The organism is Shimia sp., from assembly GCF_022448905.1.
Lineage (GTDB): Bacteria > Pseudomonadota > Alphaproteobacteria > Rhodobacterales > Rhodobacteraceae > Shimia.
The window spans coordinates 208275-233003 of the sequence record NZ_JAKVCW010000002.1 but is presented as its reverse complement, the minus strand read 5'-3'; the positions used below and the strand labels follow the sequence as shown (position 1 = coordinate 233003).

Genomic DNA, 24729 nt, shown 5'->3' with positions numbered 1-24729 from the left:
TGCGCCTTTTGTTGGCCCCAACGAAAAACGCGCCCCGGGAGGCGCGTTTTGTGAGTCCGATTGTTCTCAAATAGTTAGGCGGAAAGCGCGGCCAGGATCCGTGCCCAGGAGCGGGTGCCTTTGTGGAAACTCTCCACATTGTATTTCTCGTTTGGAGAGTGGATCTGATCGTCGTCACGGCCAAAGCCGATCAGCATCGAATCCATGTTCAGCATCTCTTTGAAGAAGCCTGCGATTGGGATGGAACCGCCGCAGCCAACATAGGCCGCTGGACGGGGCCACTCATCGCTGAGCGCGACGCGGGCCTTTTCAAAGGCCGGGTCCTCGATGGACATTTGCGAGGCGGTGGAGCCTTTTTCGGAGCGGTATTCAACCGTGAAGCCTTCCGGCAGGCGGCTTTCCAGATGGGCGCGGAAGCTGTCGCGGATTTTGTCCGGGTCTTGCTGTCCAACGAGGCGGAAGGACAGTTTGGCAGAGGCTTGAGAGGGCAGCACGGTTTTGAAACCGTCGCCGGTGTAGCCGCCCCAAATGCCGTTCACATCGCAAGTTGGGCGGGACCAGATTTGTTCCAGCGGGGTGCGGTCTTGCTCGCCGGCCGGGGATTTCAGGCCCACGTCGCCCAGGTAAGTGGCATGGTCGAAGTTCAGGCCTTGCCATTGGGCGCGGATGTCATCGGGCAGTTCCGGGACGTCATCATAGAAGCCGTCCAGCGTCACCGCACCGGTGTCGTCGTGAAGGTCAGCGAGGATGCCGCTCAGCACGCGGATTGGGTTCATGGCGATGCCGCCATACATGCCGGAATGCAGGTCGCGGCTGGGGCCGGTGATTGTGAAATCTTCGGCCAGCAGGCCGCGCAGCATGGTGGTGATCGCGGGCACGGCGCTTTCAAACAGGCCGGTATCGCAGATCAGGGCGATGTCGCAGCTCAGCTCCTCGGCGTTCTCTTTCAGGAACGGCACAAGGCTTGGGGAGCCGGATTCTTCCTCGCCTTCAAACAAGAAGGTGATTTTGCAGGGCAGGGCGCCGTGTTCGGCCTTCCAGGCGCGGCAAGCTTCGACAAAGGTCATCAACTGGCCTTTGTCATCAGAGGCGCCGCGGGCGCGGATCACCTGGCCGGCGTCGGTGTCTTCCAGCGCAGGATCAAACGGATCACGGTCCCAAAGCTCAAGCGGGTCGACCGGTTGCACATCATAGTGGCCGTAAAACAGCACATGTGGGCCGGGGCCGTCAATGTGACCTACGACCATCGGGTGGCCGGTGGTGGGGCGTTTTTGTGCATCCACACCAAGGCTTTGCAGGTCTTTGACCAACCAATCGGCAGCGGCATCGACATCTGCGTCAAACGCTGGGTCGGTGGAGATGGACTTGATGCGGAGCAGATCAAACAGGCGGTCAATCGCCTCCGGCATATTCTGATCGATGCGGGCGAGAACGGGGTCAAGCGTCATGGAAGCCTCCTTCAGGTGCGACGATTTGCGGGGACCGTATCACCCCAAATCCGACTGTCCAGACTCGCGCTTTCACTCTTTGATCGATATCAATGTGCGAAAGATGTATCATTTGGTAGCAATTGCGGAAAGCGCGACAGAAGACTACAAGAGCGCCAATGCCCTGATGGGTGTTGCGACGCCAGGTCGCCCAGACCGGTAAGAAGGAAAGCCACTGTGGATTACACTGCAAAGCTAGATAACGCACTCAATCGTTTGCACGAAGAGGGACGCTATCGCACGTTCATCGATATTGAACGGAAGCAGGGCCATTTCCCACATGCCACATGGACACGCCCGGATGGCGAAGAACAGCCCATAACAGTGTGGTGCGGCAACGACTACCTCGGCATGGGCCAGCACCCTGTTGTGCTGGACGCGATGCATGAAGCTGTGGATGCGACCGGCGCAGGCTCTGGTGGGACGCGCAATATCTCTGGCACAACCGTCTATCACAAGCGCCTGGAAGCCGAGATTGCCGACCTGCACGGCAAAGAATCAGCCCTGCTTTTTACCAGCGCCTACATCGCAAATGATGCAACTTTAAGTACTTTGCCAAAACTCTTCCCTGGATTGATCATCTATTCGGACGAGTTGAACCACGCTTCGATGATTGAAGGCGTGCGCCGCAATGGGGGCGCAAAACGCATTTTCAAACACAATGATGTGGCGCATCTGCGCGAGCTTTTAGAGGCGGATGATCCAGCTGCGCCAAAGCTGATTGCCTTTGAATCGGTCTACTCGATGGACGGCGATTTTGGCCCCATCGAAGCCATTTGTGATCTGGCCGATGAGTTTGGTGCCTTGACCTATATCGATGAGGTGCACGCGGTTGGCATGTATGGCCCGCGTGGTGGCGGTGTGACTGAGCGCGACACCCTTGCGCATCGTATCGACATCATCAACGGTACCCTCGCCAAAGCCTATGGCGTGATGGGGGGGTACATCGCGGCCTCTGAAAAAATGTGTGACGCCGTAAGGTCTTACGCGCCGGGCTTCATTTTCACGACGTCTTTGCCACCCGCTGTTGCAGCCGGTGCCGCGGCCTCTGTCGCGCACTTGAAAACCGACCAGGCGCTGCGTGAAAAACACCAGACTCAGGCGCAAATTCTGAAGCTGCGTCTGAAAGGTCTAGGTCTGCCCATCATCGATCACGGCAGCCATATCGTGCCTGTGATTGTCGGAAATCCTGTGCATACCAAAGTGCTGTCTGATCACCTGTTGGAAGACTACGGCATCTATGTGCAGCCGATCAATTTCCCGACTGTGCCACGCGGCACAGAGCGCCTCCGGTTCACGCCGTCGCCGGTGCATGGGCCGAAGGAAATTGATGCTCTTGTAGGTGCAATGGACGCCCTCTGGAGCCACTGTGCGCTGAATCGTGCCGATATGGCGGGGTAAAATGAACTCTTAGTGTAGTACCCCTTGTTTGTGTTATATTCATACCTAACAAGGGGATCGGTTCGAATCGGGGACTTTCAGAACCGGCAGTGCAATAAGAGGCCAGTGGGATGATCGGGCGCAGATTCAAGCGCGATACCGAAACGGTAGACGAAGGCCCGAAAGGGTATGACGATTTTGACGTGCAACTTGGCGACATGATGCGCGGCGAACGAGCGACTATGGGGAAGTCGCTGCTGGATGTGCAACGGGAGCTGCGAATCCGAGCGAGCTACATTGCAGCCATCGAAAACTGCGATCCCTCTGCTTTTGAAACGCCAGGATTTATTGCCGGGTATGTGCGCTCTTATGCACGATACCTGAATATGGATCCGGAAGTGGCGTTTGAGTTTTTCTGCGCCGAAAGTGGGTTTTCCACAGCACATGGGATGTCTGCGGAGGCCTCTGGCACCCGTAAGACAGAGACCATTGCGCCGGCGATGACGGGCAATGATCCGTTCTCCTCGTCCAACACGCCGTTCACACCGGTGCAGGAATCGCTGCTGTCGCGGGTAGAGATGCGGGCGGTTGGCTCCTCGTTGGTGCTGGTCGCGCTGATCGCCGGGATTGGCTATGGCGGCTGGTCGGTTCTCAATGAAATTCAACGGGTTACTCTGGCACCGGTGGAGCAATCTCCAGTGGTTCTGAGCGACTTGGATCCGCTGGATGGGGCCGGGCGTGCGCCTGTGGCCACAGATGCGGACGGGGCGAGCACAGAGGTGGCGACGGCCGGGGCAGGCGTGTTTGCGCCATCTGAGGCGTTGGATCGTTTGTATCGCCCACAGGCGCTGGATGTGCCGGTGTTGGTGGCGCGGGATGCGCCGATTTCGCAACTGAACCCCAACAACATCGGTGTGTTTACACCGGAGATCCCTGCGGCTGTGGCGATGGCTACGCCGGTTGAGGACAAACTGCCTGTGCCAAAGGTGGTTGAGGACGACGCGCCAGAGTTAGTGCTGATGGCGGTGCGGCCTGCGTGGGTGCGGGTGCGTGCAGCGGATGGCTCTGTTTTGTTTGAGAAAATTCTCGACGCAGGTGAGGAATATGTCCTGCCTGCGACGGAGGAGCCACCCACACTGCGCGCCGGTATGTCCGGTTCGGTGTACTTCAAGGTGAATGGTGAGCTTTACGGTCCGGCAGGCGAAGGCACCGGCACGGTGCGCAACCTCGCGCTGGCAACGGATTCGGTCAAGGAGAGCTTTGCGGTGGCGGATTTGAACGGTGATCCGGAACTGGCAAAGATCGTGGCTTTGGCGGCGGCGCAAAATGTGGTTGTCGCAGACGAGTGATCCAATTTCGCTCACGACTAAAAAATTAACGGCCCTCAGGGGCCGTTTTTTTACGTCGGTATTCTGTCGGTATCGCGGCTGTATTGCGGAGGTGCCAATTTTCGAAACGGCCTGATGAAGCCAGCGTGCGCTGCGCAACGGGCGCGGGACGCAAAACACCGCAACGGGGGCGCTGCGGTGTTAAGCTGTTTGGTTGGCGGAAGACTTAGCTGCGTTTGTCTTTTACAATCGCCTGCATGCCTTTGAGCGGCACGTAGCCGCGCACCATTTCGTCGTGGAAGACAAAGCTTGGCGTGCCGGTGATGTTCAGGTCACGGGCGAGGGCGCGGGTGGTGGCGATTTCTTTTTCCACGTCCGGCGCGTCCATGTGATCCAGGATCATGTCCGCGTCAAAGCCGAGACCCTTGGCCAGTTTGCGCAGGGATTTCTCGTTTACGTCGCCGCGCATTTTGATCAGCGTGTCGGCGGTTAGCTTGTAAGCTTCATCACCCACCTTTTGCTTCACCGCGATGGCAAAGCGGGAGCTGAGGTCGCTGGCTTCGCCGAGGATCGGGTATTCTTTTACGATGAAACGGATGTTGCCGTCTGATTTGATCAGCTCGGCCACTTCGTCATGGGCTTTGCGGCAGTAGCCGCAGCGGTAGTCGACAAACTCCACGATGGTGATGTCGCCTTCGAGATTGCCGCCGACATAGCTGTAGCCGTCGTCAAACAGGCGGTCGGCGTTGGCGGTCACCAGATCAAAGTCGGCGGTGGCTTGGGCGGCGGCGCTGCGCTCTTCCAGTACAGCGACGGCTTCCATGATGACTTCCGGGTTTTCCAGCAGGTAGGCGCGGACTTCGGCGCGGAAGGCTTCGCGTTCGGCATCCGACAGCTTGTCGATGTCAAAGGCCAGCGCAGGGGCGGCGGCCAAGGCGAGTGCCAGGGCGGAACTGGCCAGTTTGGTTTTCAAAGTGCTCATGGGATTTTCCTCATTTCTTGTCTTTGCGGCGCTTGGCAGCGCGGGCGATGTCGTCGGCCCGGTTAAATGCGCTGGAGCCTTGGGGAAGGCGGGCCATGGCGCGGCGGGCGTGGATTTCTGCGTCGTCCAGTCGGTTGGCGAGCGCGTAGCGTTCGGCGGCCAGAAGCGAGGCCATGCCGTGCTGGTTGGTTTGCGCGTAGGCGGAACCGAGGTCGCGCAGGACCCGTGCATCGCGGAAGTCTCGGGCGCGGGCGGCTTCGAGATATTGCAGAGCTTCTTTGGGGCGGTTCACGGTCAGAAGCGCGCGGCCAAGTCCGCCGAGGATTAAGGCATTGCCGGGGGCAAGCGCATCAGCCCTTTTATAGGCTGTGACGGCGTTTTGGAACTGGCGGCTTTCCAGGAGGATTTGCGCCTTAAGTTCGTAGTAATAGGCGTCGTCAGGGCGGGCGGCGAGGGCCTGGTCGATGTGGGAGAGCGCCTTGGCGGTATTCTGTTGCCGGTGGTAAGCCACGGCGAGGCGCATGTGGCGCACGTCTTCGGCTTTGCTTTCCTGATAGCGCGACAGGGTCCATTTGGTGGGGCGGATGAAGGCGGTGGTTTTGCCGCGCGCGCGGTCGTACCAGTAGTCGAGTTCCGGGTTGGGTTTGGCATTGCCCGCATAGGCCGCCACAAAGCCTTCGGCCGCGCGCAGGCGATCGCGAGTCAGCGGGTGGGTACGCATGTAGGGGTCTTGGCGGGACGCAGCGAGGAGCTCCTGGCCTTCAAACAGGCGGTGCACGTCCAGCGTGCCGGACGGGTCGATGCCGGCGCGGGCGAGGTAGCGGATGCCGGATTGGTCGGCGGAGGATTCTTCCGCACGGGTGTGGGCAAGGAACTGTCGCAGGGCAGAGCTTTGTGTGCCAAAGGCCAGGGCTGCGCCGACGTCGCCGCGTCCAGAGACCGCGGCGGCGGCCAGTCCTAGCGCGAGGCCAAGGCCGGCGGTGGTGCGGGCCGAATCGAGGTTGGCCATACGCCGCGCGATATGTCCGTTGGCGATATGGGCGGCTTCGTGGGCGATCACCGATTGCAGCATTTCCGGCGTGTTCATGCGCATGATCATGCCGGAGTTGATGAAGATGTGGCCGTGGTCGATGACAAAGGCGTTTAAGCGCTGGTCGTCGACCATCAGGATTTTGATATTGCCGCCCAGCCCTGCGGCATAAAGCACCGGGGCGGCCATGCGTTGGAGGGCATGTTCGATGTCAGGGTCACGCAGCAAAGACACGGCGTTGGCGGCGGTTGAGGAGATCACAAGCGCAAGCGCCGTCAACAGCGTGACGACGCGGGCGCGCAAAGCGGTGATTGACGGCGCCGTCATTTCGCGGTGAAACCTCATGAGCGACAATAGGAACGAATTTGATGCGGACTTCAAGGCGTGGGGCGGTTGATCCCTTTATTGTGATGGATGTGATGGAAGCGGCGCGCCAGGCTGAGGCGGATGGGCGCCACATCATCCATATGGAAGTGGGTCAGCCGGGCACGGCGGCGCCGGAAGGCGCGCGCAAGGCGCTGACCGAGGCGATGGCGGAAGACGCGATGGGCTACACGGTGGCTTTGGGCTTGCCAGCGCTGCGCGCACGGATCGCGCAGCTGTATGGCGAATGGTACAATGTGGACCTTGATCCGAGCCGGGTGATTGTCACGCCGGGCTCCTCGGGGGCATTTTTGCTGGCGTTTTCCGCGTTGTTTGATGCCGGTGAACGGGTGGCGATTGGCGCACCGGGTTATCCCAGCTATCGCCAGATTCTGAAGGCGCTGAGCCTGCAGCCGCTGGACGTGCAGACCGCGCCGGAAAACCGGTTGCAGCCGGTGCCGGATGATTTGGGCGCGTTGGATTTTGAAGGGCTGATGGTGGCCTCGCCTGCAAACCCAACGGGGACGATGCTCGATAATGCGGCGATGGGGGCGTTGATTGATCTGTGTCGTGAGAAAGACGCGGCCTTCATCAGCGACGAGATTTACCATGGCATTGAATATGAGGCGAAGGCGGTCACGGCGCTGGAACTCACCGATGAGTGTTATGTGATCAACAGTTTCTCCAAGTATTTCAGCATGACCGGTTGGCGTGTTGGCTGGATGGTTGTGCCCGACGATCACGTGCGCAAGATCGAGCGACTGGCGCAGAACATGTTCATTTGCGCGAGCCATGCCAGCCAGGTGGCAGCTTTGGCGGCGATGGATTGCCATGAGGAACTGGAAGCCAATATGGCGGTGTATCGCGCCAATCGGGCCTTGATGGCGGAGGGCTTGCCAAAAGCGGGGTTCACGCAGTTTGCACCACCGGATGGGGCGTTTTACTTCTACGTGGATGTGAGCGGCTTTACCCAAGATAGCCGAGTCTTTGCACGGGAGTTGTTGGAGGAAGCGGGGGTGGCCGCAACGCCGGGGTTGGATTTTGATCCGGTGCGCGGCCATCAGACTCTGCGGTTCTCCTATGCGCGCAGTACAGCGGACATCGAAGAAGGTCTGGCGCGGCTGAAGATGTTCATGGCCGCGCGTGGATTTGTCTAAGGCGTAAGAGTATCGGGGGCGTTGCCCCCGTCGCCATTTGGCGACTCCCCCAGGATATTTGCGGAATGAGAACACACGGCGTGGCGATGGGCGGCACGCTGTTGTACTGTGTCGCCAAAGAAGACGCGCAACAGCGGGCAAGGCGGCAGCATGAGCAGAGTGTTTTGGGCTTTTATTGTGATGGTTTGGGCCGGTGTGGTCTGCGCGCAAGAACAAGAGTTTTCGGCGCTGGCACGGTTGGATCGTGCAGAAAGCGGGCTGTCAGAGGGCTGGCGCGGAGCGGCGGAGCTGAAGTTGAGCTTGAGCCAAGGCGTGCCCTGGCGGGTGTTCACGCTGGATGAGCCGCGCCGGGTGGTGCTGGATTTCAAAGAGATTGATTGGGAAGACCTGACGGCCGACGAACTTGGCGCGGTGGACGGCGTGGAGGCGGTGCGGTTTGGCGCCTATCGGCCTGGATGGAGCCGGATGGTGCTTGATCTGGCGCGTCCCTTTGCGGTGGAAAGCGCGGGCATGGTGGTGGAAGAGGCCACTGGACGGGCGCGGCTGGAGCTGGTGTTGGCCCCAAGTGATACGTTGGCCTTTGCCAAAACGGCGGGCGCGCCACATGATCCGCGTTGGGATTTGCCGGTGCCAGCGGACACCGCGGCGATTGCGCGGGAAGCCAAGCCGGATTGGGCGCCGACGGTGGTAGTAATTGACCCAGGCCATGGCGGCATTGATCCGGGGGCCGAGCGGGACGGGGCGCAGGAGAAAGACCTGATGCTGTTATTTGCGCGGGAACTGCGGGATGTACTGCGCCGGGCTGGCGGGTTTGAGGTGGTGTTGACCCGTGATGAGGATGCCTTTGTGTCACTGGAAGGGCGGGTGGCGATTGCCCATCAGGCGCAGGCGGATGTGTTTTTGTCGTTGCACGCGGACAGTTTAAGCCAGGGCAATGCCAAGGGCGCGACGATTTACACGCTGTCTGAAGAGGCCAGCGATGCGGCCTCTGCCTTGTTGGCGGAGCGTCATGATCGGGCGGATATTCTGTCTGGCGTGGACCTGTCCGGCGCAGATGACGAGGTGACCGATGTGTTGCTCGATTTGGCGCGTCTGGAGACCCAGCCGCGTACGATGATGTTGGCGGAGACGCTGGTGGGGGAACTCAAGAAAACCACCGTAAGGTTGAATCGCAAACCACTGAGAACCGGTGGGTTTTCGGTTTTGAAGGCGGCGGATGTGCCATCGGTTCTGGTGGAGCTGGGCTTTATGTCGAGCCAGCAAGATCTGGCCAATTTGCAGGACGCGGGTTGGCGGGCAGCGATGGCGGCGGGGCTGCGCGACGGGTTGCTGGCCTGGGTGGTCGAAGACAAGGCGGCACGGGCTCTGGTGCGTCAGTAGAGCGTCGGCGGAGCGTTGCTGGTTTTGTCTTGGTGGCGGGAAACCGCTTTCCTTTGAGCGGCGAAGTTTGTCGAGTGGGCCGCAATTGGCAGGCACAGAGGGCGGACAGCAATGCAGGAGACAGACGGGTTTCACGGGGCCAAGCTGGCGCTTTTGAGAGGGGATCGCTTGGTGTCGATCCTGCGCGACAAGGATCCTGAGATTCCCTATCCGGATATGTGGGATTTGCCCGGTGGTGGGCGGGACGCGGATGAAAGCCCGGAAGCCTGTGTGTTGCGCGAACTCAAGGAAGAGTTGTCACTTACGTTGAGGGAAGCAGACCTGCGCTGGAAACGTCAGTATGTCTCCGATTTGGATGGAAAGAGTACAACCTGGTTCTTCGTTGCCGAGGTGCCGGAGCTGGACATCAACCGTATCCGGCTGGGTGCGGAAGGGCAGGCCTGGCGGATGTGGGACGTGGCGCGGTTTTTGCGGATGAGCAATGTGGTGCCCATGATGCGGGCGCGGCTGTCGGACTATCTCGCGGAGCGGGAGGTGGCCTAAGTCAATATTCGTCGGATCGTGGTGGCACATATAGGACATAAACTGTCACCTTAGTGCCTATCCCCTCATGGAGACAAATCATGAGGAAAGACAATGTCTGAGACCACCCCTGCAAACCTGACCCTGTATTTCGCCCCGCGCACCCGCTCTTTTGCGGCGCTTTGGCTGTTGGAGGAATTGGGCGAACCGTACCAGTTGGAAAGCTTTGATTTTGCCACTGGCCGTCACAAACAGGCGGATTATTTGGCGATGCACCCGATGGGGAAAGTGCCGTTGGTGGTGGATGGGGAAACGCCTGTGCCAGAGATCGGCGCGATGGCGATTTATCTGGCGGATCTCTATGCGGCGGCGGGTTTGGCGCCTGCGGTGACGGACGCTAAGCGGGCCGAGTACCTCCGCTGGATGTTCTTTGCCAGTGCGATTATGGAGCCGGCCTATGCTCAGAAGCTGTTTGAGTGGGAAGTGTCGCCGTCGACTGTGGCCTGGGGCTCGTTTGAGCAGATGATGGAGGTACTGGCGGATGGATTGGCTGAGGGGCCTTGGCTGTTGGGCGAGACGTTCACTGCAGCGGATGTGGCTCTTGGAAACAACCTTGTCTTTGGGCAGATGATTGGCTTGATCCCACAAGACGGGCCCATTGGCGAGTATCTGGCTCGCCTGAAAACGCGCGCGGCCTTTCAAAGGGCTGAGGCGATTGAGCTGCGGGAGGGGGAGCGATTCCCGGTGGCTGCGGAGTAGATCAAACGACCAAACAGTTTGAAGGTTGGGCGGCACCGTGTGTGTCGCCCTTACTTTGTTAGGGAACTGGGGACCGGCTCGCCTTTTAGGTGATCGTTTCTTCGCCCTGTGCATATTGAAGTTGCCGTTTGCCAAAAGGAGGCGCTAAACATCGGTTTGACTGGTGAAGCCACGGCTGGCCGTCACCAAATGGCAATTCACGAGGCGCTCCCTGTGACCCTATTTTCCAGAACGACGTCAATTCTCACGTTTTGCGTAGCAACGCTGACAGTGGGGGCAGGGGCCGGGCATGCCGGCTCAAAATGCACCGATCGCGGCAACCAATGCACCCGGGTCATCGGGTGCATTCTGGGGGCGCCAAATGAGCTGTTTTTCGGCGAAGTGCATGGCATTGAAAATGGTCGGATCGCGGCGCAGACCAATCTAGGAGTCACCTGCCGCGGGACGTTTAAGCGGACGGTGTTTGGGGCGGCGAAGGCCAATGTGAGCTGCGATGACGGGCGCACGGGACGTGCCCGCTTTGCCTATTACCACAAACACACTGGGACCGGGCGCGGCAAAGGAAAGATGTCGGACGGGGAGGAGGTCGTTTTCTGGGCCGGAGACAAATTGCCGAGCTATTTTTTGAACCTGCAAGAGAGCCGGTTTGATGCGCTAATCCTATGTGCCAAGGCGGCGCTGGAGCATTCCGGTGACCTGAACGTGAAGTAACTCTTGTGGGGTGGGTCCGGCAAAACCACGCCCACCCATAACAATCGCAGCAAGGTGTTTTGACCCCGCTATCGCCCCCCTATATAGAGGGGCCTTGAGACGCGACTTCAGAAGGCCTCCAGCGTGATACGATTCATCCTCTCGTTCTTCGGGACCATTTTTACGTTTGTGACCATGGGGATTGCCGTGGTGGCGCTCTCTATTGGGGCGGTGTTCTGGATTTATGGGCAGGAGCTGCCCAGCCATGAGAGCTTGGCGCAGTATAAGCCGCCGACGATCAGCCGGATTTATTCCGGTGAGGGGCATATTATTGATGAATTTGCCAAAGAGCGCCGTCTGTTTGTGCCAGCCGATGAGATTCCGGAGCTGGTGAAAGAGGCGTTTATCTCGGCGGAAGACAAAAACTTCTATACGCACTCCGGTTATGACGCACGTGGTATCGCGGCGGCAGCTGTGGAGGCGGTGCAGTCGCGGGGCTCCAACGTGCGCGGGGCGTCGACGATCACGCAGCAGGTGATGAAAAACTTCCTGCTCTCCGGTGACCGGAAAATTGAACGTAAAATCAAAGAGATCATCCTGGCGACACGGGTGGAGGATACGCTGTCCAAGGATCAGATCCTTGAGCTGTACATGAACGAGATTTTCCTCGGTCAAAACTCCTATGGGGTCGCGGCGGCGGCGCAGACCTATTTCAACAAGACTTTGGAAGAGCTGGCACCGCATGAGGCGGCGACGCTGGCGTCGATGCCAAAAGCGCCGGGCAAGTTCCACCCGGTGCGTAACATGGATCGGGTTCTGGCACGGCGGAACTTTGTGCTCAAGGAAATGGCCGAGAATGGCGTGATTACGCAGGCGGTTTATGAGAGCGAGCGTGAGCTGCCGCTGAAGTCGGTGCAGAACGGCGATTATGAGAGCTACAAGACCGAGCGTCCGCCGCGGGATTACTTCACCGATGAAATTCGGCGCCAGCTGAGCCGTGATTTTGGCGAAGACGAGTTCTTCTCCGGCGGCATGGCGGTGCGGTCCACAGAAGATCCGGAAATGCAGGATGTGGCGGCAAAGGCGTTGCGTCGGGCACTTGAGAAATATGACCGTTCGCGCGGTGTGTGGCGTGGCACGGGTGAGGTGTTGCCAGACGAGGTGCTTGGCGACGAGGCGGCCTGGCGTGAGGCGCTGAGTGCGGTTGAAATCCCGCGCGATGTGGATCTGGAAGGCCAGTGGCATCCGGCGGTGGTGCTGGAAGTGGGCAGCAACGATGCGCGCGTTGGCATTGAAGGTGTCGATGAGGACGATGACGGCCATTGGATTCCAGCCAAGGACGCGCAGTGGGCGCGTAAGCGGTTGGAAGACGGCACTTTGGCGCGCAAGGCCAAGGTGGCGGGCGATCTAGTCTCCAAAGGCGACGTGGTGCTGGTGCGGGCGATGACCAAGGACAGAGACGGTAGCTTTATCCGCTGGTCGCTGCGGCAGGTGCCGGAGGTGCAGGGCGGCTTTATGGCCATGGACGTCAACAACGGCCGTGTGATCGCCATGCAGGGGGGCTTCAGCTATCAAGACACGGTGTTCAACCGGGCGACACAGGCGAAGCGTCAGCCGGGTTCCAGCTTTAAGCCGTTTGTCTATGCTTCGGCGCTGGACAGTGGCTATTCCCCGGCGACGATCGTGATTGACGCGCCAATTGAAATCAACACGCCCCAAGGTGTGTGGCGTCCTAAGAACTCGACCAACAAATTTTACGGCCCAACGCCGCTCAGGACCGGTATTGAGATGAGCCGGAACCTGATGACCATTCGTCTGGCGCAGGAAGTTGGGATGGAGACCGTGGCGCGCTATGCAGAGCGTTTTGGCGTCTATGACAACATGGGCGCGTTTTTGGCCAACTCTCTGGGTGCGGATGAGACCACGCTCTATCAGATGGTCGCGGCCTATGCGATGTTCGCCAACGGTGGTGAGCGTGTGGAGCCGACCTTGGTCGACCGCGTGCAGGACCGTTATGGTAAGACGATTTACCGCCACGATCAGCGAGAATGTACTGATTGTCTGGACCCAAGTGTGCCAGAGAGCCGGGGGCCACGTATTGTGACCAACCGTGAGCGGGTGATGGATGCGATCACCGCCTATCAGCTGACTTCGATGATGGAAGGGGTTGTGAGCCGGGGGACCGCGTCGAGCCAGATCAACCTGCCGGTGCCTGTCGCAGGCAAGACCGGGACCACCAACGAAGCCAAAGACGTGTGGTTTGTGGGTTTCACCAGCAACATTGTGGCGGGGTGCTACATTGGTCACGACCGGCCGCGCCCATTGGGGGCGGGCACCTATGGTGGTACGACATGCGGACCGGTGTTCCAGGAGTTCATGAAAGAGGCGATCAAGAAATACGGTGGCGGGAAATTCCGCGTACCGCCGGGTGGCCACTTTATCAAGATCGACCGTTATACCGGTGCACGTTTGGACAATGATGCCAGCGGCGCCAGTGTGGTGGCGGAGTACTTCCGAGACGGTGAGGAGCCAATCTTTGGTATCGCCTATGACGGTGGCTTTGCCATGGGCAGCAACTTGCCGCTGGTGGAAGAAGTGGCCTCGTCGCGTGGCCGTCAGGTGACCACCTCGTCCGGCGGCACCGGGGTTGTGGGGCCAAAGGCGGACTTTGGCACGGTCAGCTCTGGCGGGTTGTACTAAGCGCTGTAAGTTACTCTCCGGAAAGTGAAATATGAGCGGGAGCCGGAAGCGGTTTCCGCTTTTTTGTGCAGAATGTCGCAGGTCGCGCAAACGCTCAGTCCAGTTAACGAGGCGGCAACACTTGGCTCCTATGCAGGCGCAGCAAATTGCAGCCTAACAAGGACTCCTCCAATGAAAAAAACGCTTTTGCCGTTGTGGCCATGCTGGCCGCGACACCTGTTGTGGCCAACGAGTATGAACCTGCCATGGCAGCATTCCTGAACGACAACATCCGCACCTGGGCACAGGATCCGATCTTGGTGTCTGCGATCAAGGCGCAGAACGACGTGACCGCGGGGTACGATCAGGCGACCATCGACCAGATGGACACCACCTGGCGTGCCGAAGTGGGCGCAGCGGCGACCCCGACCATCACACCTGTGATCGAAAACCCGGCGGCCGATTTCCTGCGGACGCAGGTTGAAGCCTCCGCCGGTCAGATCACCGAGATTGCCCTGATGGATTCGGTTGGTCTGAACGTGGCGCTATCGGGTGTGAACTCCGACATGTGGCAGGGTGACGAAGCCAAATACCAGCAGACTTACAGCGTGGGACCGGAGGCCTATCACTTCAGCGAAGTGGAACTGGACGACTCCACCCGCACCTATCAGGTGCAGATTTCGATGACCATTGTGGACCCGGACACCGGAACCGGCATTGGCGCGATCACCGTTGGTGTGGACGCAGAAACCCTCGAATAATTGCTGTGCGATCCCCTCCAGGGATCGCAGTCTCTTCAGGAGTAGAATATGAAGTTGTTTTCGTCGGTTCTGGCGTTGTTTGATAAGCTGTCTGTGTTTTTAAAAGCCACGCTGTTGATTGTGGGCACCACGTTGATCGTGGCCACGATGCTGACCGTGGATTCCCAGCGTCAGGTGACCAAGTCGATCAAAAACGGTCTGTTGCAACTGGCCACCGAGATGACCAGTTCCACGGCAGCCAACGCCAGCGGTGCCATCCGCTTTGGCGACACCGAGTCCCTGCAGACCATTCTGGACACCACTTTGGCGCGGGCAGACGGGCAGGCGTTGTATGCGGTGGCTTTCAACAAAGCGGGCGAAGCCATTGGGTCTTCCGGTGTCAAGCCAAGCGGCGCGGGCTCAGACGTTGCGGCGCTGGCTAAGAAAACACTGCAAAGCGGGAAAGCGGCGCGGTCTGAAAGCGGCTATGTAATGGCAGAGCCGGCGCGCAGCGGCAAAGACGGCAGCAAGATTGCCGGCTCTGTGGCGATCATTTGGTCTCCGGATCAGGCACTGGCGCAGGCCCAAGCGGCGAATATGCTGTCAATTGCCACCGCCGGTGTGGTTTTTCTGGTGATGTGTACGCTGTGCGCTTGGGTGATCCGCACCGTGGTATCCCATCCGCTGCAGGATGTGCGCGAAGTGGTGCGTGACATTGCCGAGGGGCGCTATGACACGCCTGCAAAACACGTAGAGCGCGGGGACGAGATTGGCGGGATTTCCCGCACGGTTGAAGGCCTGAAAGTGCAGCTGGCCGAAGCCCATGAAGTGGAACAGGAGCAGAAGCTGGCTCAGCAGGAGCAGGACCGTGTGGTTGAGGCGCTGACAGCGGCGCTGCAGCGGTTGGCCGAGGGCGATCTGACCCATCCAATCGCGCAACGTTTCTCGGCAGGCTATGAGCCGCTGCGGGAGAACTACAACAACACGTTGGTCACGCTGGTGTCGATTATGGAAACCGTGGTGGAGAACTCCCACCGCATTCGCGCAAGCTCCAAGGAGATTGGCGAGTCTTCGACCTCGCTGGCGACCCGCACCGAAAGCCAGGCCTCCACGCTGGAGCAAACCGCCCATGCGATGGAAGAGTTGACCGCCAGCGTGAGCGCGGCTGCCGAAGGCGCCCGGAATGTGGAAACCATCGTTGCGGGGACAAAACGGACGGTGCAATCCAGCGGCAATGTGGTGCAACAAGCGGTCGATGCGATGTCGTTGATTCAGGCGTCTTCAGATAAAATTTCGCAGATCATCTCGGTGATTGACGACATCTCGTTCCAGACCAACCTGCTGGCGCTGAACGCGGGTGTGGAAGCGGCGCGGGCCGGGGACGCGGGGCGCGGCTTTGCGGTTGTGGCTTCCGAAGTGCGCGCTCTGGCGCAGCGGTCGTCTGAGTCTGCAGCGGAGATCAAAGAGTTGATCAACGAAAGTGCGACTCACGTGGACGAGGGCGTCCGATTGGTGGGCTGCACTGGCGACGAGTTGACCAAGATCATCAGTGGCGTGGCCACCGTGTCCGAGCACATCAGCGGCATTGCCGACGGCGCAGCGCGTCAGGCGGACACCCTGAGCGGGATCAACCGTGGTGTGGCGGAGCTGGATCGTGTGACCCAGCAAAACGCCGCCATGGTGGAAGAGACCGCCGCCGCCAGCACCGTGCTGCACAGCGACGCCAGTGAGCTGGCCGGGCAGGTGTCGGTGTTCAAGGTGACACCGGAAGGCACGGCGCGCCGGGCAGCGTGAGCACTGCAGCCAGCTGATCACACTGAAAAACTCTATGACGCACGGCTGGGCGAAGCGCTTGGCCGTGCGTCGTCACTTGCGGGGCAGGCGGGGCTGCGCTATCACGCTGATCTGAACCCATAAGAAGGTCTTTTCCCATGCGCGCTGAAGCTCAGAACACCGTTACAGAGATCGAAAAATCCCTGACCCTGTTGCGCCAGCGCATGGATTGGGAAACTGCGGCCTATCGGCTGGAAGAGTTCAACGCGCGGGTGGAAGATCCGAACCTGTGGGATGACGCCGCAGCGGCGCAGAAGCTGATGCGGGAGCGTCAGACTTTGGTGGACGCGATGGACAATGTGACCGCGATTGAGACCGAGCTGTCTGACAACATCGAGCTGATTGAATTGGGCGAGATGGAAGAGGATGAGGAGGTTGTGGCCGAGGCCGAAGAAGCGCTGAAGGCGCTGGCGGTCAAGGCGGCGGAGAAAGAGCTGGAAGCGCTGCTGGATGGTGAGGCCGATGGCAATGACACCTTCCTGGAGATCAACTCTGGTGCGGGCGGCACGGAGAGCTGTGACTGGGCCAGCATGCTGGCGCGGATGTATGTGCGCTGGGCTGAGAAGAAAGGCTACAAGGTTGAGCTGCAGGCCGAGAGCGCGGGCGAAGAAGCGGGCATCAAATCGGCGGCCTATAAGATTTCCGGGCACAACGCCTATGGCTGGCTGAAGTCCGAAAGCGGCGTGCACCGCTTGGTGCGGATTTCGCCGTTTGATAGCGCCGCCAAACGCCACACGTCGTTTACGTCGGTGAAGGTCTATCCGGTGGTGGATGACAACATCGAGATTGAGGTGAACCCGGCAGACATTCGGATCGATACGTATCGCTCCTCGGGCGCCGGTGGTCAGCACGTGAACACCACCGACTCGGCGGTGCGGATTACCCACCACCCCACCGGGATTGTGGTGACAAGCTCTGAGAAGTCGCAGCACCAGAACCGTGACATTGCCATGAAAGCGCTGAAGTCGCGGCTGTATCAGATCGAGCTCGACAAGCGCTCTGCGCTGGTGAACGAGGTGCATGAAAACGCCGGTGACGCTGGCTGGGGCAACCAGATCCGCTCTTACGTGTTGCAGCCCTATCAGATGGTGAAAGACCTGCGCACCAGCTATGAGACCAGCGACACCAAAGGCGTGCTGGATGGCGATCTGGATGGGTTGATGGCGGCGACATTGGCGATGGACGTGTCCGGCATGAGCCGCGCGGATGCGCAGTCTGAGGACTAACTTAATAGCCGGTTTGTGGGGGCTTTGCCCCCGTCACCGCGCGCGGTGACTCCCCCAGGATATTTGTGGAATGAGAATGTGCAGGCGCTTCATCGGGAGATGGGGCGCTTTTTGTTTGTGCGTGCGCTTGTGTGTTTAACCTGTTCATGATCCTCTGAACGGGAAGAGGAGCAGGGTATGGCAGAGTTTCTGGATTGGGATGCGGGCCAGTTGGCAGCGGCGATGCGTGGCGGGGATCTGAGCGCGGAGGCCGTGATGGCGGCGACTTTGGCGCGGATTGAAGCGCGCAATCCTGCGGTGAACGCTATTGTGGACTTACGGGACTCTGAGGTGTTGTTGGCGGAGGGGCGGTACGCGGATGCGGTGCCGGTTGCCGAGCGCGGCGCGTTGCATGGCATGCCCATTGCGGTGAAAGCGCTTTCAGATGTCAAAGGCATGCGGACCACTGAAGGCAGCCCGTTGTTTGCCGATCGGGTGGCGGACAGCGACAGTGCCTTTGTGGCGCGGATGCGGGCGGCAGGGGCGATTTTCATTGGTAAGACCAATGTCCCGGAATTTGGGTTGGGCTCCCACAGTTACAATCCGGTGCATGGGGTGACGTTGAACCCCTTTGATGCCAGTCGGACGGCAGGGGGCAGTTCCGGCGGGGCTGGCGCGGCTTTGGCGATGAACATGGTGGCGCTGGCAGACGGTAGTGACATGATGGGCAGCCTGCGCAATCCAGCCGGGTGGAACAACGTTTATGGCTTCCGGCCAAGCTGGGGGACCGTGCCCAAAGAGGTTGGGGCGGAGAGCTTCTGGCAGCAGTTGTCCACCATTGGTCCGATGGGGCGCAGTCCGCGCGATTGTGCGCTGTTGCTGTCGGTGATGGCCGAAGCCGAGCCGGGGGTGCCGTTTAATATGCCAGAGCGGGACTGGGACTTGCCGGAGGCCTGTGATGTCGCTGGCGCGAAGGTTGGCTGGTTGGGCGACTGGGGCGGGGTGATGCCGATGGAAGCGGGGATTTTGCCGCTTTGTGAGACAGGGCTTGGCGTACTTCGGGAGTTGGGCGCGGAGGTGGAAGATGTGGCGCCGCCTTTTGATGCGGAAGCGATGTTCCAGAGCTGGAGCGACTTGCGGGCCTTTGCCTTGGCCGGGGAGTTGGCCGCGCTTTATGAGGATGAGGCCACGCGAGGGCGGCTCAAGCCTGCGGCGCAGTGGGAAATCAAGCGCGGTATGGAGATGGGGGCGATGGCGTTGCATTGTGCCACCAAGGTGCGGTCGGAATGGTTTGCCGCGGCGGCCAAGCTGTTTGAAACTTATGAGGTTTTGGTGTTGCCCGTGGCGCAGGTGTTCCCTTTCCCGGCAGAGTGGGATTGGCCCAAGGAGATTGCTGGTGTGACCATGGACACCTACCACCGCTGGATGCAGGTGATGGTGCCTGCGAGCTTGCTTGGGTTGCCTGCGATCAGCGTGCCGGTGGGGTTTAGCGATGAAGGCCTGCCGATGGGCATGCAGATCATTGGCGCCAAAGGCACGGATGTGCGGGTGCTGGAGATTGCGCAGGCCTACCACGCGGCGACCAACTGGCCCAATAAACGCCCGCCGTACAGCGCAAACGGTTGATTTAAGATAGCAAACCAGCTTTGATCGCGGGGGAGCGAGCAGGCGCGGGGAGGGCGCATGTCTGAGGAGACCAATGTGGGTGCGGAGGACCAACGCACCACGAGTAAACCCATGAAAGAAACGCAACTGTCTGCTGCGCGCACCGCCAATGGCGAGCGCGACCACGGGGCGCCCGCGTTGGGCGATGTTTCGGTGGGCATGTTGGGACAGTCGCTGCGGTTGGGGCTGCGCGATTTTCTCCGCAAGCCGATGTATGGCATTGGCTTTGGCCTGTTTTACGTGATTGGCGGCTGGCTGATGACCTGGCTGACGGTGGCGAGCGGGCAGAGTTATTGGCTGACGTTTGCGGCGATTGGCTTTCCGCTGTTGGGGCCGTTTGCTGCAGTGGGACTGTACGAAGTGTCGCTGAGGTTGGAGCGCGGCTGGGAGATCAATTGGCCGTTGATTGCCGGTGTGGTCTGGCGCCAGAGCAAAAGGCAGCTGCCGTCGATATGCGCCATCATCATCATTGTGTTCCTGTTCTGGTTCTTTCTGGCGCATATGATTTTTGCGCTGTTTCTGGGGCTGGCACCGATGACCAATGTGTCGAGTTCCTTTGAGATCTACACCACCACAAACGGCATCACGATGCTGCTGGTGGGCTCGATCGTCGGGTTTCTGTTTGCGCTGCTGCTGTACATGATCACGGTGTTGTCGTTGCCGCTGTTGCTGGATCGGGAGATTGATTTTGTGACCGCAATGATCACCAGCTTTGCCTATGTGCAGAACCATTTTGTTGTGATGCTCGTCTGGGCGGCGATGGTCGCGGGCTTGACCTTTGCCGCGCTGATCCCCGGGTTTCTCGGTTTGTTGATTTGCCTTCCCGTCCTGGGCCATGGCAGTTGGCATCTGTACGCGCAGATCAAAGCGGCGGGTGCGCAGGACAGCTAAGCAGGGGCAGGCGAGATGGTCGAGATAAAGTCGGAGTTTGTGATTTCGGACGAGGCGGGGTTGCGGGAGGTGTTCAAAACGCCAAACCCGGAGTCGTTGTCGCAGAAGAAATGCATCGACTATTTGGACAAACATGCGCGCAGCTTTATCGAGCGTTCGCCGTTCTTGTGTCTGGGCACGCAAGCGCCGGATGGGCTGGCAGACGTTACACCGCGTGGCGATCCCGAGGGCTTTGTGAAGGTGCTCGATGCGCGCACATTGGTGATCCCGGAGCGGCCGGGAAACAACCGGATTGATAGTCTGACCAATATTGTGGCGAACCCCAATGTCGGGCTGATCTTCCTGGTGCCGGGGTTTGACGAGACGTTGCGCGTAAATGGCACGGCTCAGGTGACCACGGACCCGGAGCTGCTAGCTCTGATGGAGGTGCAAGAGCGGTTGCCGCGCGCGGCGATTGTGGTGTCGGTGAAAGAGGTGTTTCTGCACTGTGCCAAAGCGTTTCGGCGCTCCAAATTGTGGGATCCGGCGTCGCTGCAGGACCGCAGCGAGATGCCTTCACTGAGCAAAATTGTGCTGGATCAGAGTACGGGTGCACCTGAAGATCCTGAGGAGATGGCCGAACTCGATGCGCAGCTGGAAGCGCGGTATCGGGAGACAATGTACTGACAAGGTGCGTCAGGCCTCTCGCCCCGTGGTTTTAAGTCGCCGGTGCAGGTCGGCTGACTTGGGGTGGCCTGTCTCAAGCGCGTAGACATAGGCCTGGGTGAGGAAAAAGCCCTCGGCCTCGGGGGTTTTGGCCGCTGTGGCGGCCTCTTCGTAGAGGGTGATCAGCGCATGTTTTTCGCCCTCGGAATGGGCGGCGAGCAGGTGGGCTTCCAAGTCGTTCATTGGTCGCGGTGCGCTTGCAGACGCGCGGCGACCCAGTCGTGAAAACAATGGGTGGGCGCGTCCATGGCAGGGGAGAAGCGGCCGCCGTCAAAGTGGGGCGCAGAGCGACCACGTTGCATGCCTTCGACCACAAAAATGTCTTCTTCAAACACCTGTTGCCATTGGGCGGCATTTTGAGAGCGTAGGGAGTCGTCAGTGTCTTGGTGGGCGTAGTAGAGATGCACGTGTTCGCGGGTATGATTGTGGGCTAGTGGTTCAAGGATGATGGCAAAGGCGTGGTCGCGCTGGGCCCCGAGGAGCACGTTGGGGTAGAGCGCGACGTATTCGGCGCCCTGATCCCAGAAGGCGGGCAGGTTGGCGAAGTCGGGGAAGGTGGTGCCATCCTCAGCGGTGAGTTGGCGGTAGACGTGGGTGCCCTGGCCGGAGAAGTGCTCCGGTTCGACGATGTTGTAGTGATCTTCCAGGCGGGAGTAGCTGTTGAGGCCGGGGTGAACCCAGGGCAGGTGGTAGCTTTCGCAGTAGTTTTCCACCGCAAGCTTCCAATTGGTGGCGACATCCAGCGTGAAGCGGCTGTCTGCGCCGCCGTGGATGTGGGGTTGGTCAAAGGCGTGCCAGCGCGAAAGCAGGGCGGCGTGTTGGTCTTCAAAGGCGGGGGCATCGCCGGAGATGTTGACGAAGACAATGTCGTGCCAGATGTGGGAGCGGACTTCGATCAGGCCAAGTGTGGCACGGTCGATATCTGGATCGGTGTTTTGGCCGGGACCGCCGACGTGGGGTGTGGTGACCAAGCGGCCATCGGTGGCATAGCACCAGGAATGGTAGGGGCAGCGGATGGCGCCTTCGATTTTGCGCGGTTCCTCTACGAGGATCATGCCGCGGTGGCGACAGACGTTGTTAAACACGCGCACAGTACCCGTTTTGTCGCGCAGAAGCAGGAGCGGCATGCCAAGGAAGGTCAGTGGCACGGCATCGCCGGGCTCGGGCACATCGGAAGCGACGGCGAGCCCCGCCCATGTGGACTTCAGCAGGGCGTCGGCTTCTTCGGTAAACACCCCCGGATCGGTATAATGCGCATTTGGCAATCCGTTGGCGGTGGCCACGGGCTGGCGCACGGCGGCGAGGGGATCGGCGAGAGGTTTTTGGTTGGACATGGCGGGCTCCAGAGGCTGGCACTGGTAGCCTAGGCGGCATAGTTAAGCGTGGTCCGGCCTGTCTGCGACAGCAGATGCCGCAGATGCGCCAGTCAGGTAAACGGGGTGTCCAGCATCAGGTGGTGCAGGTGGAACTCGGGCAAGTCATCCGGGCTGACGTATCCAGTTTGACGGGCCAAGGCGACGATGTCGCGCAGCGGGGCGTCGACATGTTCATAGACCATGCGCGCCACGCGGCGGCCGCGTAGGGTTTCGCGGGTGGGGCGGGCTGCATAGCCAACCCAAAATGTGTTGTTGAAAGCGGCGACACGCCCCAGGTAGTTGAATGTTGCCGCCATGTTGTGGCGGTGGGCAACATTGATGGAGATGCCATCTTCCTGCGCGGACACGTATCCTCGGAACTCCCGCAGAGGGCTGTTGGTGGGCAGTCCATGGGTGCTCATGGCTTGGCGGGGTTCATATCCGCGCAGAAACGTGTACTCCCCATCCCGGAAAATATAGACCAATCCAACAATCACGAGGTCGTCTTCCACAAAGCTTTTGCGGGAGAAACGATAAAACCCGGATGGCAAGGCCTCTTCAGATAGTGGGAGCATGCCACTTCCAACATTGGCCGCCAGGAAGGGATGGTTAAGCACGCCCGGACGGGTGTCCAGCTTGTCCAAAGGCTCAAGCAGAATGCGAGCGTCGACGTCAAAGAACTGGCAGATCAGGTGCAGCACATCAGGGCGGGGAAAGCTTTCTCCTGACAAGTATCGGTTGAATTGCGTGCGGTTGATTCCCAACTGCCTGCACAAATCGGAAACTGAGCGGTAGGGCGCGCAAAGATGCCGGAGGTTTCGCCCGAACATCCTTCGCAGTTCTGCTGGATGCGTTTCGCTTGGCGATACAGTCTCGGGTTGTGACAATTGGCTCTCCGGCTGTGTTTGTCATTGAAAGACCCGCAGAACGTGTGCAAAATTCGCATATGGTCAAAATCGATGCTTAATGGCGTCATCTTGGCGCATATTGGCACCAGCTTGCAATGGGGTCGACACAAAATTGACCATAGGTTGATGGGAAACTGGCTGTAGGCTGGGGCAGGGAGATGATCCGGCTGTGTTTTTGGCAGGGTCATTTGTGCACGGGACATAACGAGTTTCAGGGGAGGGAAGGGAATGAATGGCGTTGTGCTTTGGCATGACAGCAAAGGTGGTACAGCGGTTATTTGGTGTGAAGATCACGCGAATCTGGCCTATTTCAATGCCGAGAAAGACGCGTCTGCTTTGGGGAGCGACGTGGTCACTTTGGCGGCTGGTGATCTGGTGATGTTCGACATAATGATGGTTGGGCATCAGCGGCGGGCGTTTAATCTGCGTCGCCTGGCGCCGGGCACGCCTTTGGCCGAGCACCTGTTGCAGGCGGCGATGGCGGTGGAAACCGGAGAGGTTGGACGCGCGCTGCGGGCGGCGTTGCACTTGCCGGAAGCGGTGGAGGACAAAAAGACCTCGGCAAAGGTGATTGATCTGGAGGCGGCGGCGCGGTCGCGCAAGGTCAGTTAGCTGAACCCGGGCATTCGGACAAACAATCAAAATAAAAGGGGCCAAGCGGCCCCTTTTTTACTGTGCTGAGCAGGTGGTCTTATTCGGAGCCGCGCGACAGGGCAGCCACACCGGTACGCGCCACTTCGATCAGGCCCAAGGGGCGCATAAGGTCGGCAAAGGCATCGATCTTGCTGGGCGTGCCTGTGAGTTCAAAGACAAAGCTCTCCAGCGTGCTGTCCACTGCGTTGGCGCGGAAGATGTCGGCCAAGCGCAAGGCTTCGACGCGTTTTTCGCCAGAGCCCGCGACTTTGAACAGGGCCAGTTCACGCTCCACGGAGGCGCCTTCGACGGTCAGGTCATGCACGTCGTGTACTGGTACAATCCGGCCCAGCTGCGCCTTGATCTGTTCAATGACTTGCGGTGTTCCGGTGGTCACGATGGTGATGCGCGACAGGTGACCGGTGTGGTCGACCTCGGCCACGGTTAGGCTTTCGATGTTGTAGCCTCGCCCGGAGAAAAGACCAATCACACGGGCCAGAACGCCCGGCTCGTTGTCCACCAGAACAGCCAACGTGTGGGTCTCGACCTCGTCGGAGAAGTTCGGACGTAGGTTGTAAGCGGAGTGGCTCGTGGAGCCTTTTTTGATTTTTAGAGCAGCCATGGGTTTGCCTTTCAGTAAACGCTGAGAGAAAAGCTATCTCCAGCCTTTCTTAGTTCGAAGGCGACTTCATCGCCTTTGTTCATTTCGAAGCATTTTTGCTTGGACGATATGCTGGCAATGCGCATTGGTTTGGTTTTGGTTGATACTGGTCCAGACGGTGAAGCCAGAAGATACCTCGAATTTGTACCGAAAAATTTTCGGTCGTTGACGAGCAACGTAGTTTCAAACATCGAAGCGCATTCATATGGTGGGCAGATACAGTATTCACCCGATGTCGTAGCAATTTCACTTGCTCTCCATAGGTCTGCGTCTTGCATCCATTCAACCTCCAAAAGCGTCGGGCGCTTAGGTGCCAACTGGTAGCCGACAATACCGACGCCAATGGCAATCGCTATTATCGACACCAATCGCATTG

General features: G+C 59.5%; 23 protein-coding genes. 15 read left to right on the top strand and 8 right to left on the bottom strand.

Annotated features, from left to right (window positions below; all coding sequences use genetic code 11):
• Positions 1 to 74 precede the first annotated feature (74 nt).
• Positions 75 to 1448 carry a M20/M25/M40 family metallo-hydrolase gene (locus MK208_RS02855; protein WP_294113699.1) on the bottom strand — a complete coding sequence of 458 codons (1374 nt, stop codon included), beginning with the start codon at positions 1446 to 1448 and terminating at the stop codon, positions 75 to 77.
• 216 nt (positions 1449 to 1664) lie between these two features.
• On the opposite strand from MK208_RS02855, the gene hemA reads away from it, so the two are divergent.
• Positions 1665 to 2888 (top strand): 5-aminolevulinate synthase, encoded by a 1224-nt coding sequence (hemA, locus tag MK208_RS02850; RefSeq protein WP_294113698.1) that lies wholly within the window; start codon positions 1665 to 1667, stop codon positions 2886 to 2888.
• 110 nt (positions 2889 to 2998) lie between these two features.
• On the top strand, positions 2999 to 4216 hold the full coding sequence (locus MK208_RS02845; protein ID WP_294113696.1) for a helix-turn-helix domain-containing protein: 1218 nt from the start codon (positions 2999 to 3001) through the stop codon (positions 4214 to 4216).
• 205 nt (positions 4217 to 4421) lie between these two features.
• Here the strand turns inward: MK208_RS02845 and MK208_RS02840 are convergent, their stop codons facing one another.
• Positions 4422 to 5177: a DsbA family protein gene (locus MK208_RS02840; RefSeq protein WP_366010370.1), complete on the bottom strand. Its 756-nt coding sequence runs from the start codon at positions 5175 to 5177 to the stop codon at positions 4422 to 4424.
• 10 nt (positions 5178 to 5187) lie between these two features.
• On the bottom strand, positions 5188 to 6552 hold the full coding sequence (locus MK208_RS02835; RefSeq protein ID WP_294113694.1) for a M48 family metalloprotease: 1365 nt from the start codon (positions 6550 to 6552) through the stop codon (positions 5188 to 5190).
• A 23-nt stretch (positions 6553 to 6575) separates the two neighbouring features.
• On the opposite strand from MK208_RS02835, the gene MK208_RS02830 reads away from it, so the two are divergent.
• From MK208_RS02830 to MK208_RS02775, 12 genes are all read left to right on the top strand, one after another.
• On the top strand, positions 6576 to 7727 hold the full coding sequence (locus MK208_RS02830; RefSeq protein ID WP_294113692.1) for an aminotransferase class I/II-fold pyridoxal phosphate-dependent enzyme: 1152 nt from the start codon (positions 6576 to 6578) through the stop codon (positions 7725 to 7727).
• A gap of 150 nt (positions 7728 to 7877) precedes the next feature.
• Positions 7878 to 9107 carry an N-acetylmuramoyl-L-alanine amidase gene (locus MK208_RS02825; protein ID WP_294113690.1) on the top strand — a complete coding sequence of 410 codons (1230 nt, stop codon included), beginning with the start codon at positions 7878 to 7880 and terminating at the stop codon, positions 9105 to 9107.
• A gap of 111 nt (positions 9108 to 9218) precedes the next feature.
• Complete coding sequence (locus tag MK208_RS02820) at positions 9219 to 9650, top strand: NUDIX hydrolase (protein ID WP_294113687.1); 432 nt, start codon at positions 9219 to 9221, stop codon at positions 9648 to 9650.
• Positions 9651 to 9743: 93 nt separating this feature from the next.
• The gene (locus MK208_RS02815) at positions 9744 to 10388 is read left to right on the top strand and encodes a glutathione S-transferase family protein (RefSeq protein WP_294113685.1); all 645 of its coding nucleotides are present in this window, start codon (positions 9744 to 9746) and stop codon (positions 10386 to 10388) included.
• 189 nt (positions 10389 to 10577) lie between these two features.
• Positions 10578 to 11099: a hypothetical protein gene (locus tag MK208_RS02810; protein ID WP_294113683.1), complete on the top strand. Its 522-nt coding sequence runs from the start codon at positions 10578 to 10580 to the stop codon at positions 11097 to 11099.
• Positions 11100 to 11222: 123 nt separating this feature from the next.
• Complete coding sequence (locus MK208_RS02805; protein ID WP_294113681.1) at positions 11223 to 13778, top strand: PBP1A family penicillin-binding protein; 2556 nt, start codon at positions 11223 to 11225, stop codon at positions 13776 to 13778.
• A 200-nt stretch (positions 13779 to 13978) separates the two neighbouring features.
• Complete coding sequence (locus MK208_RS02800; protein ID WP_294113680.1) at positions 13979 to 14518, top strand: hypothetical protein; 540 nt, start codon at positions 13979 to 13981, stop codon at positions 14516 to 14518.
• A 48-nt stretch (positions 14519 to 14566) separates the two neighbouring features.
• Positions 14567 to 16291, top strand: a complete 1725-nt coding sequence (locus MK208_RS02795; protein ID WP_294113679.1) for a methyl-accepting chemotaxis protein — start codon at positions 14567 to 14569, stop codon at positions 16289 to 16291.
• Positions 16292 to 16428: 137 nt separating this feature from the next.
• Positions 16429 to 17556, top strand: coding sequence for a peptide chain release factor 2 (gene prfB / locus MK208_RS02790; RefSeq protein WP_294113677.1), 1128 nt, complete (start codon positions 16429 to 16431; stop codon positions 17554 to 17556).
• 177 nt (positions 17557 to 17733) lie between these two features.
• A complete protein-coding gene (locus tag MK208_RS02785) occupies positions 17734 to 19161 on the top strand; it encodes an amidase (protein WP_294113675.1) in 1428 nt (475 codons plus the stop codon).
• A gap of 198 nt (positions 19162 to 19359) precedes the next feature.
• Positions 19360 to 20091 carry a DUF2189 domain-containing protein gene (locus MK208_RS02780; RefSeq protein ID WP_294114106.1) on the top strand — a complete coding sequence of 244 codons (732 nt, stop codon included), beginning with the start codon at positions 19360 to 19362 and terminating at the stop codon, positions 20089 to 20091.
• Positions 20092 to 20106: 15 nt separating this feature from the next.
• Entirely contained in the window at positions 20107 to 20757 is a 651-nt protein-coding gene (locus tag MK208_RS02775; RefSeq protein ID WP_294113673.1) for a pyridoxamine 5'-phosphate oxidase family protein, read from the top strand.
• Positions 20758 to 20766: 9 nt separating this feature from the next.
• Here MK208_RS02775 and MK208_RS02770 read toward each other — a convergent pair whose 3' ends face one another.
• The 3 genes from MK208_RS02770 to MK208_RS02760 form a co-directional block, all read right to left on the bottom strand.
• Positions 20767 to 20979, bottom strand: a complete 213-nt coding sequence (locus MK208_RS02770; RefSeq protein ID WP_294113671.1) for a hypothetical protein — start codon at positions 20977 to 20979, stop codon at positions 20767 to 20769.
• Positions 20976 to 22130, bottom strand: a complete 1155-nt coding sequence (locus MK208_RS02765) for an aromatic ring-hydroxylating dioxygenase subunit alpha (RefSeq protein WP_294113669.1) — start codon at positions 22128 to 22130, stop codon at positions 20976 to 20978. The genes MK208_RS02770 and MK208_RS02765 overlap by 4 nt, the downstream gene beginning before the upstream one ends.
• 92 nt (positions 22131 to 22222) lie before the next feature.
• Complete coding sequence (locus MK208_RS02760) at positions 22223 to 22981, bottom strand: helix-turn-helix transcriptional regulator (RefSeq protein ID WP_294113667.1); 759 nt, start codon at positions 22979 to 22981, stop codon at positions 22223 to 22225.
• Positions 22982 to 23287: 306 nt separating this feature from the next.
• On the opposite strand from MK208_RS02760, the gene MK208_RS02755 reads away from it, so the two are divergent.
• A complete protein-coding gene (locus MK208_RS02755; RefSeq protein ID WP_294113665.1) occupies positions 23288 to 23671 on the top strand; it encodes a hypothetical protein in 384 nt (127 codons plus the stop codon).
• Between the two features lie 79 nt (positions 23672 to 23750).
• On the opposite strand, the gene ilvN is transcribed toward MK208_RS02755, so the two are convergent.
• Both ilvN and MK208_RS02745 read right to left on the bottom strand, forming a co-directional pair.
• The gene (gene ilvN, locus MK208_RS02750) at positions 23751 to 24314 is read right to left on the bottom strand and encodes an acetolactate synthase small subunit (protein WP_294113663.1); all 564 of its coding nucleotides are present in this window, start codon (positions 24312 to 24314) and stop codon (positions 23751 to 23753) included.
• Between the two features lie 11 nt (positions 24315 to 24325).
• Positions 24326 to 24727, bottom strand: coding sequence for a hypothetical protein (locus MK208_RS02745; protein ID WP_294113661.1), 402 nt, complete (start codon positions 24725 to 24727; stop codon positions 24326 to 24328).
• Positions 24728 to 24729 lie beyond the last annotated feature (2 nt).

Coding starts and splice junctions, on each gene's coding strand:
- MK208_RS02825 (WP_294113690.1), top strand. CDS start 7,878: ATGAGCAGAGTGTTTTGGGCTTTTATTGTGATGGTTTGGGCCGGTGTG.
- MK208_RS02785 (WP_294113675.1), top strand. CDS start 17,734: ATGGCAGAGTTTCTGGATTGGGATGCGGGCCAGTTGGCAGCGGCGATG.
- MK208_RS02815 (WP_294113685.1), top strand. CDS start 9,744: ATGTCTGAGACCACCCCTGCAAACCTGACCCTGTATTTCGCCCCGCGC.
- MK208_RS02780 (WP_294114106.1), top strand. CDS start 19,360: ATGTTGGGACAGTCGCTGCGGTTGGGGCTGCGCGATTTTCTCCGCAAG.
- MK208_RS02835 (WP_294113694.1), bottom strand. CDS start 6,552: ATGAGGTTTCACCGCGAAATGACGGCGCCGTCAATCACCGCTTTGCGC.
- MK208_RS02800 (WP_294113680.1), top strand. CDS start 13,979: ATGCTGGCCGCGACACCTGTTGTGGCCAACGAGTATGAACCTGCCATG.
- MK208_RS02770 (WP_294113671.1), bottom strand. CDS start 20,979: ATGAACGACTTGGAAGCCCACCTGCTCGCCGCCCATTCCGAGGGCGAA.
- MK208_RS02830 (WP_294113692.1), top strand. CDS start 6,576: ATGCGGACTTCAAGGCGTGGGGCGGTTGATCCCTTTATTGTGATGGAT.
- MK208_RS02820 (WP_294113687.1), top strand. CDS start 9,219: ATGCAGGAGACAGACGGGTTTCACGGGGCCAAGCTGGCGCTTTTGAGA.
- prfB (WP_294113677.1), top strand. CDS start 16,429: ATGCGCGCTGAAGCTCAGAACACCGTTACAGAGATCGAAAAATCCCTG.
- MK208_RS02845 (WP_294113696.1), top strand. CDS start 2,999: ATGATCGGGCGCAGATTCAAGCGCGATACCGAAACGGTAGACGAAGGC.
- ilvN (WP_294113663.1), bottom strand. CDS start 24,314: ATGGCTGCTCTAAAAATCAAAAAAGGCTCCACGAGCCACTCCGCTTAC.
- MK208_RS02765 (WP_294113669.1), bottom strand. CDS start 22,130: ATGTCCAACCAAAAACCTCTCGCCGATCCCCTCGCCGCCGTGCGCCAG.
- MK208_RS02840 (WP_366010370.1), bottom strand. CDS start 5,177: ATGAGCACTTTGAAAACCAAACTGGCCAGTTCCGCCCTGGCACTCGCC.
- MK208_RS02755 (WP_294113665.1), top strand. CDS start 23,288: ATGAATGGCGTTGTGCTTTGGCATGACAGCAAAGGTGGTACAGCGGTT.
- MK208_RS02795 (WP_294113679.1), top strand. CDS start 14,567: ATGAAGTTGTTTTCGTCGGTTCTGGCGTTGTTTGATAAGCTGTCTGTG.
- MK208_RS02745 (WP_294113661.1), bottom strand. CDS start 24,727: ATGCGATTGGTGTCGATAATAGCGATTGCCATTGGCGTCGGTATTGTC.
- MK208_RS02810 (WP_294113683.1), top strand. CDS start 10,578: ATGGCAATTCACGAGGCGCTCCCTGTGACCCTATTTTCCAGAACGACG.
- MK208_RS02775 (WP_294113673.1), top strand. CDS start 20,107: ATGGTCGAGATAAAGTCGGAGTTTGTGATTTCGGACGAGGCGGGGTTG.
- MK208_RS02855 (WP_294113699.1), bottom strand. CDS start 1,448: ATGACGCTTGACCCCGTTCTCGCCCGCATCGATCAGAATATGCCGGAG.
- MK208_RS02760 (WP_294113667.1), bottom strand. CDS start 22,981: ATGTTCGGGCGAAACCTCCGGCATCTTTGCGCGCCCTACCGCTCAGTT.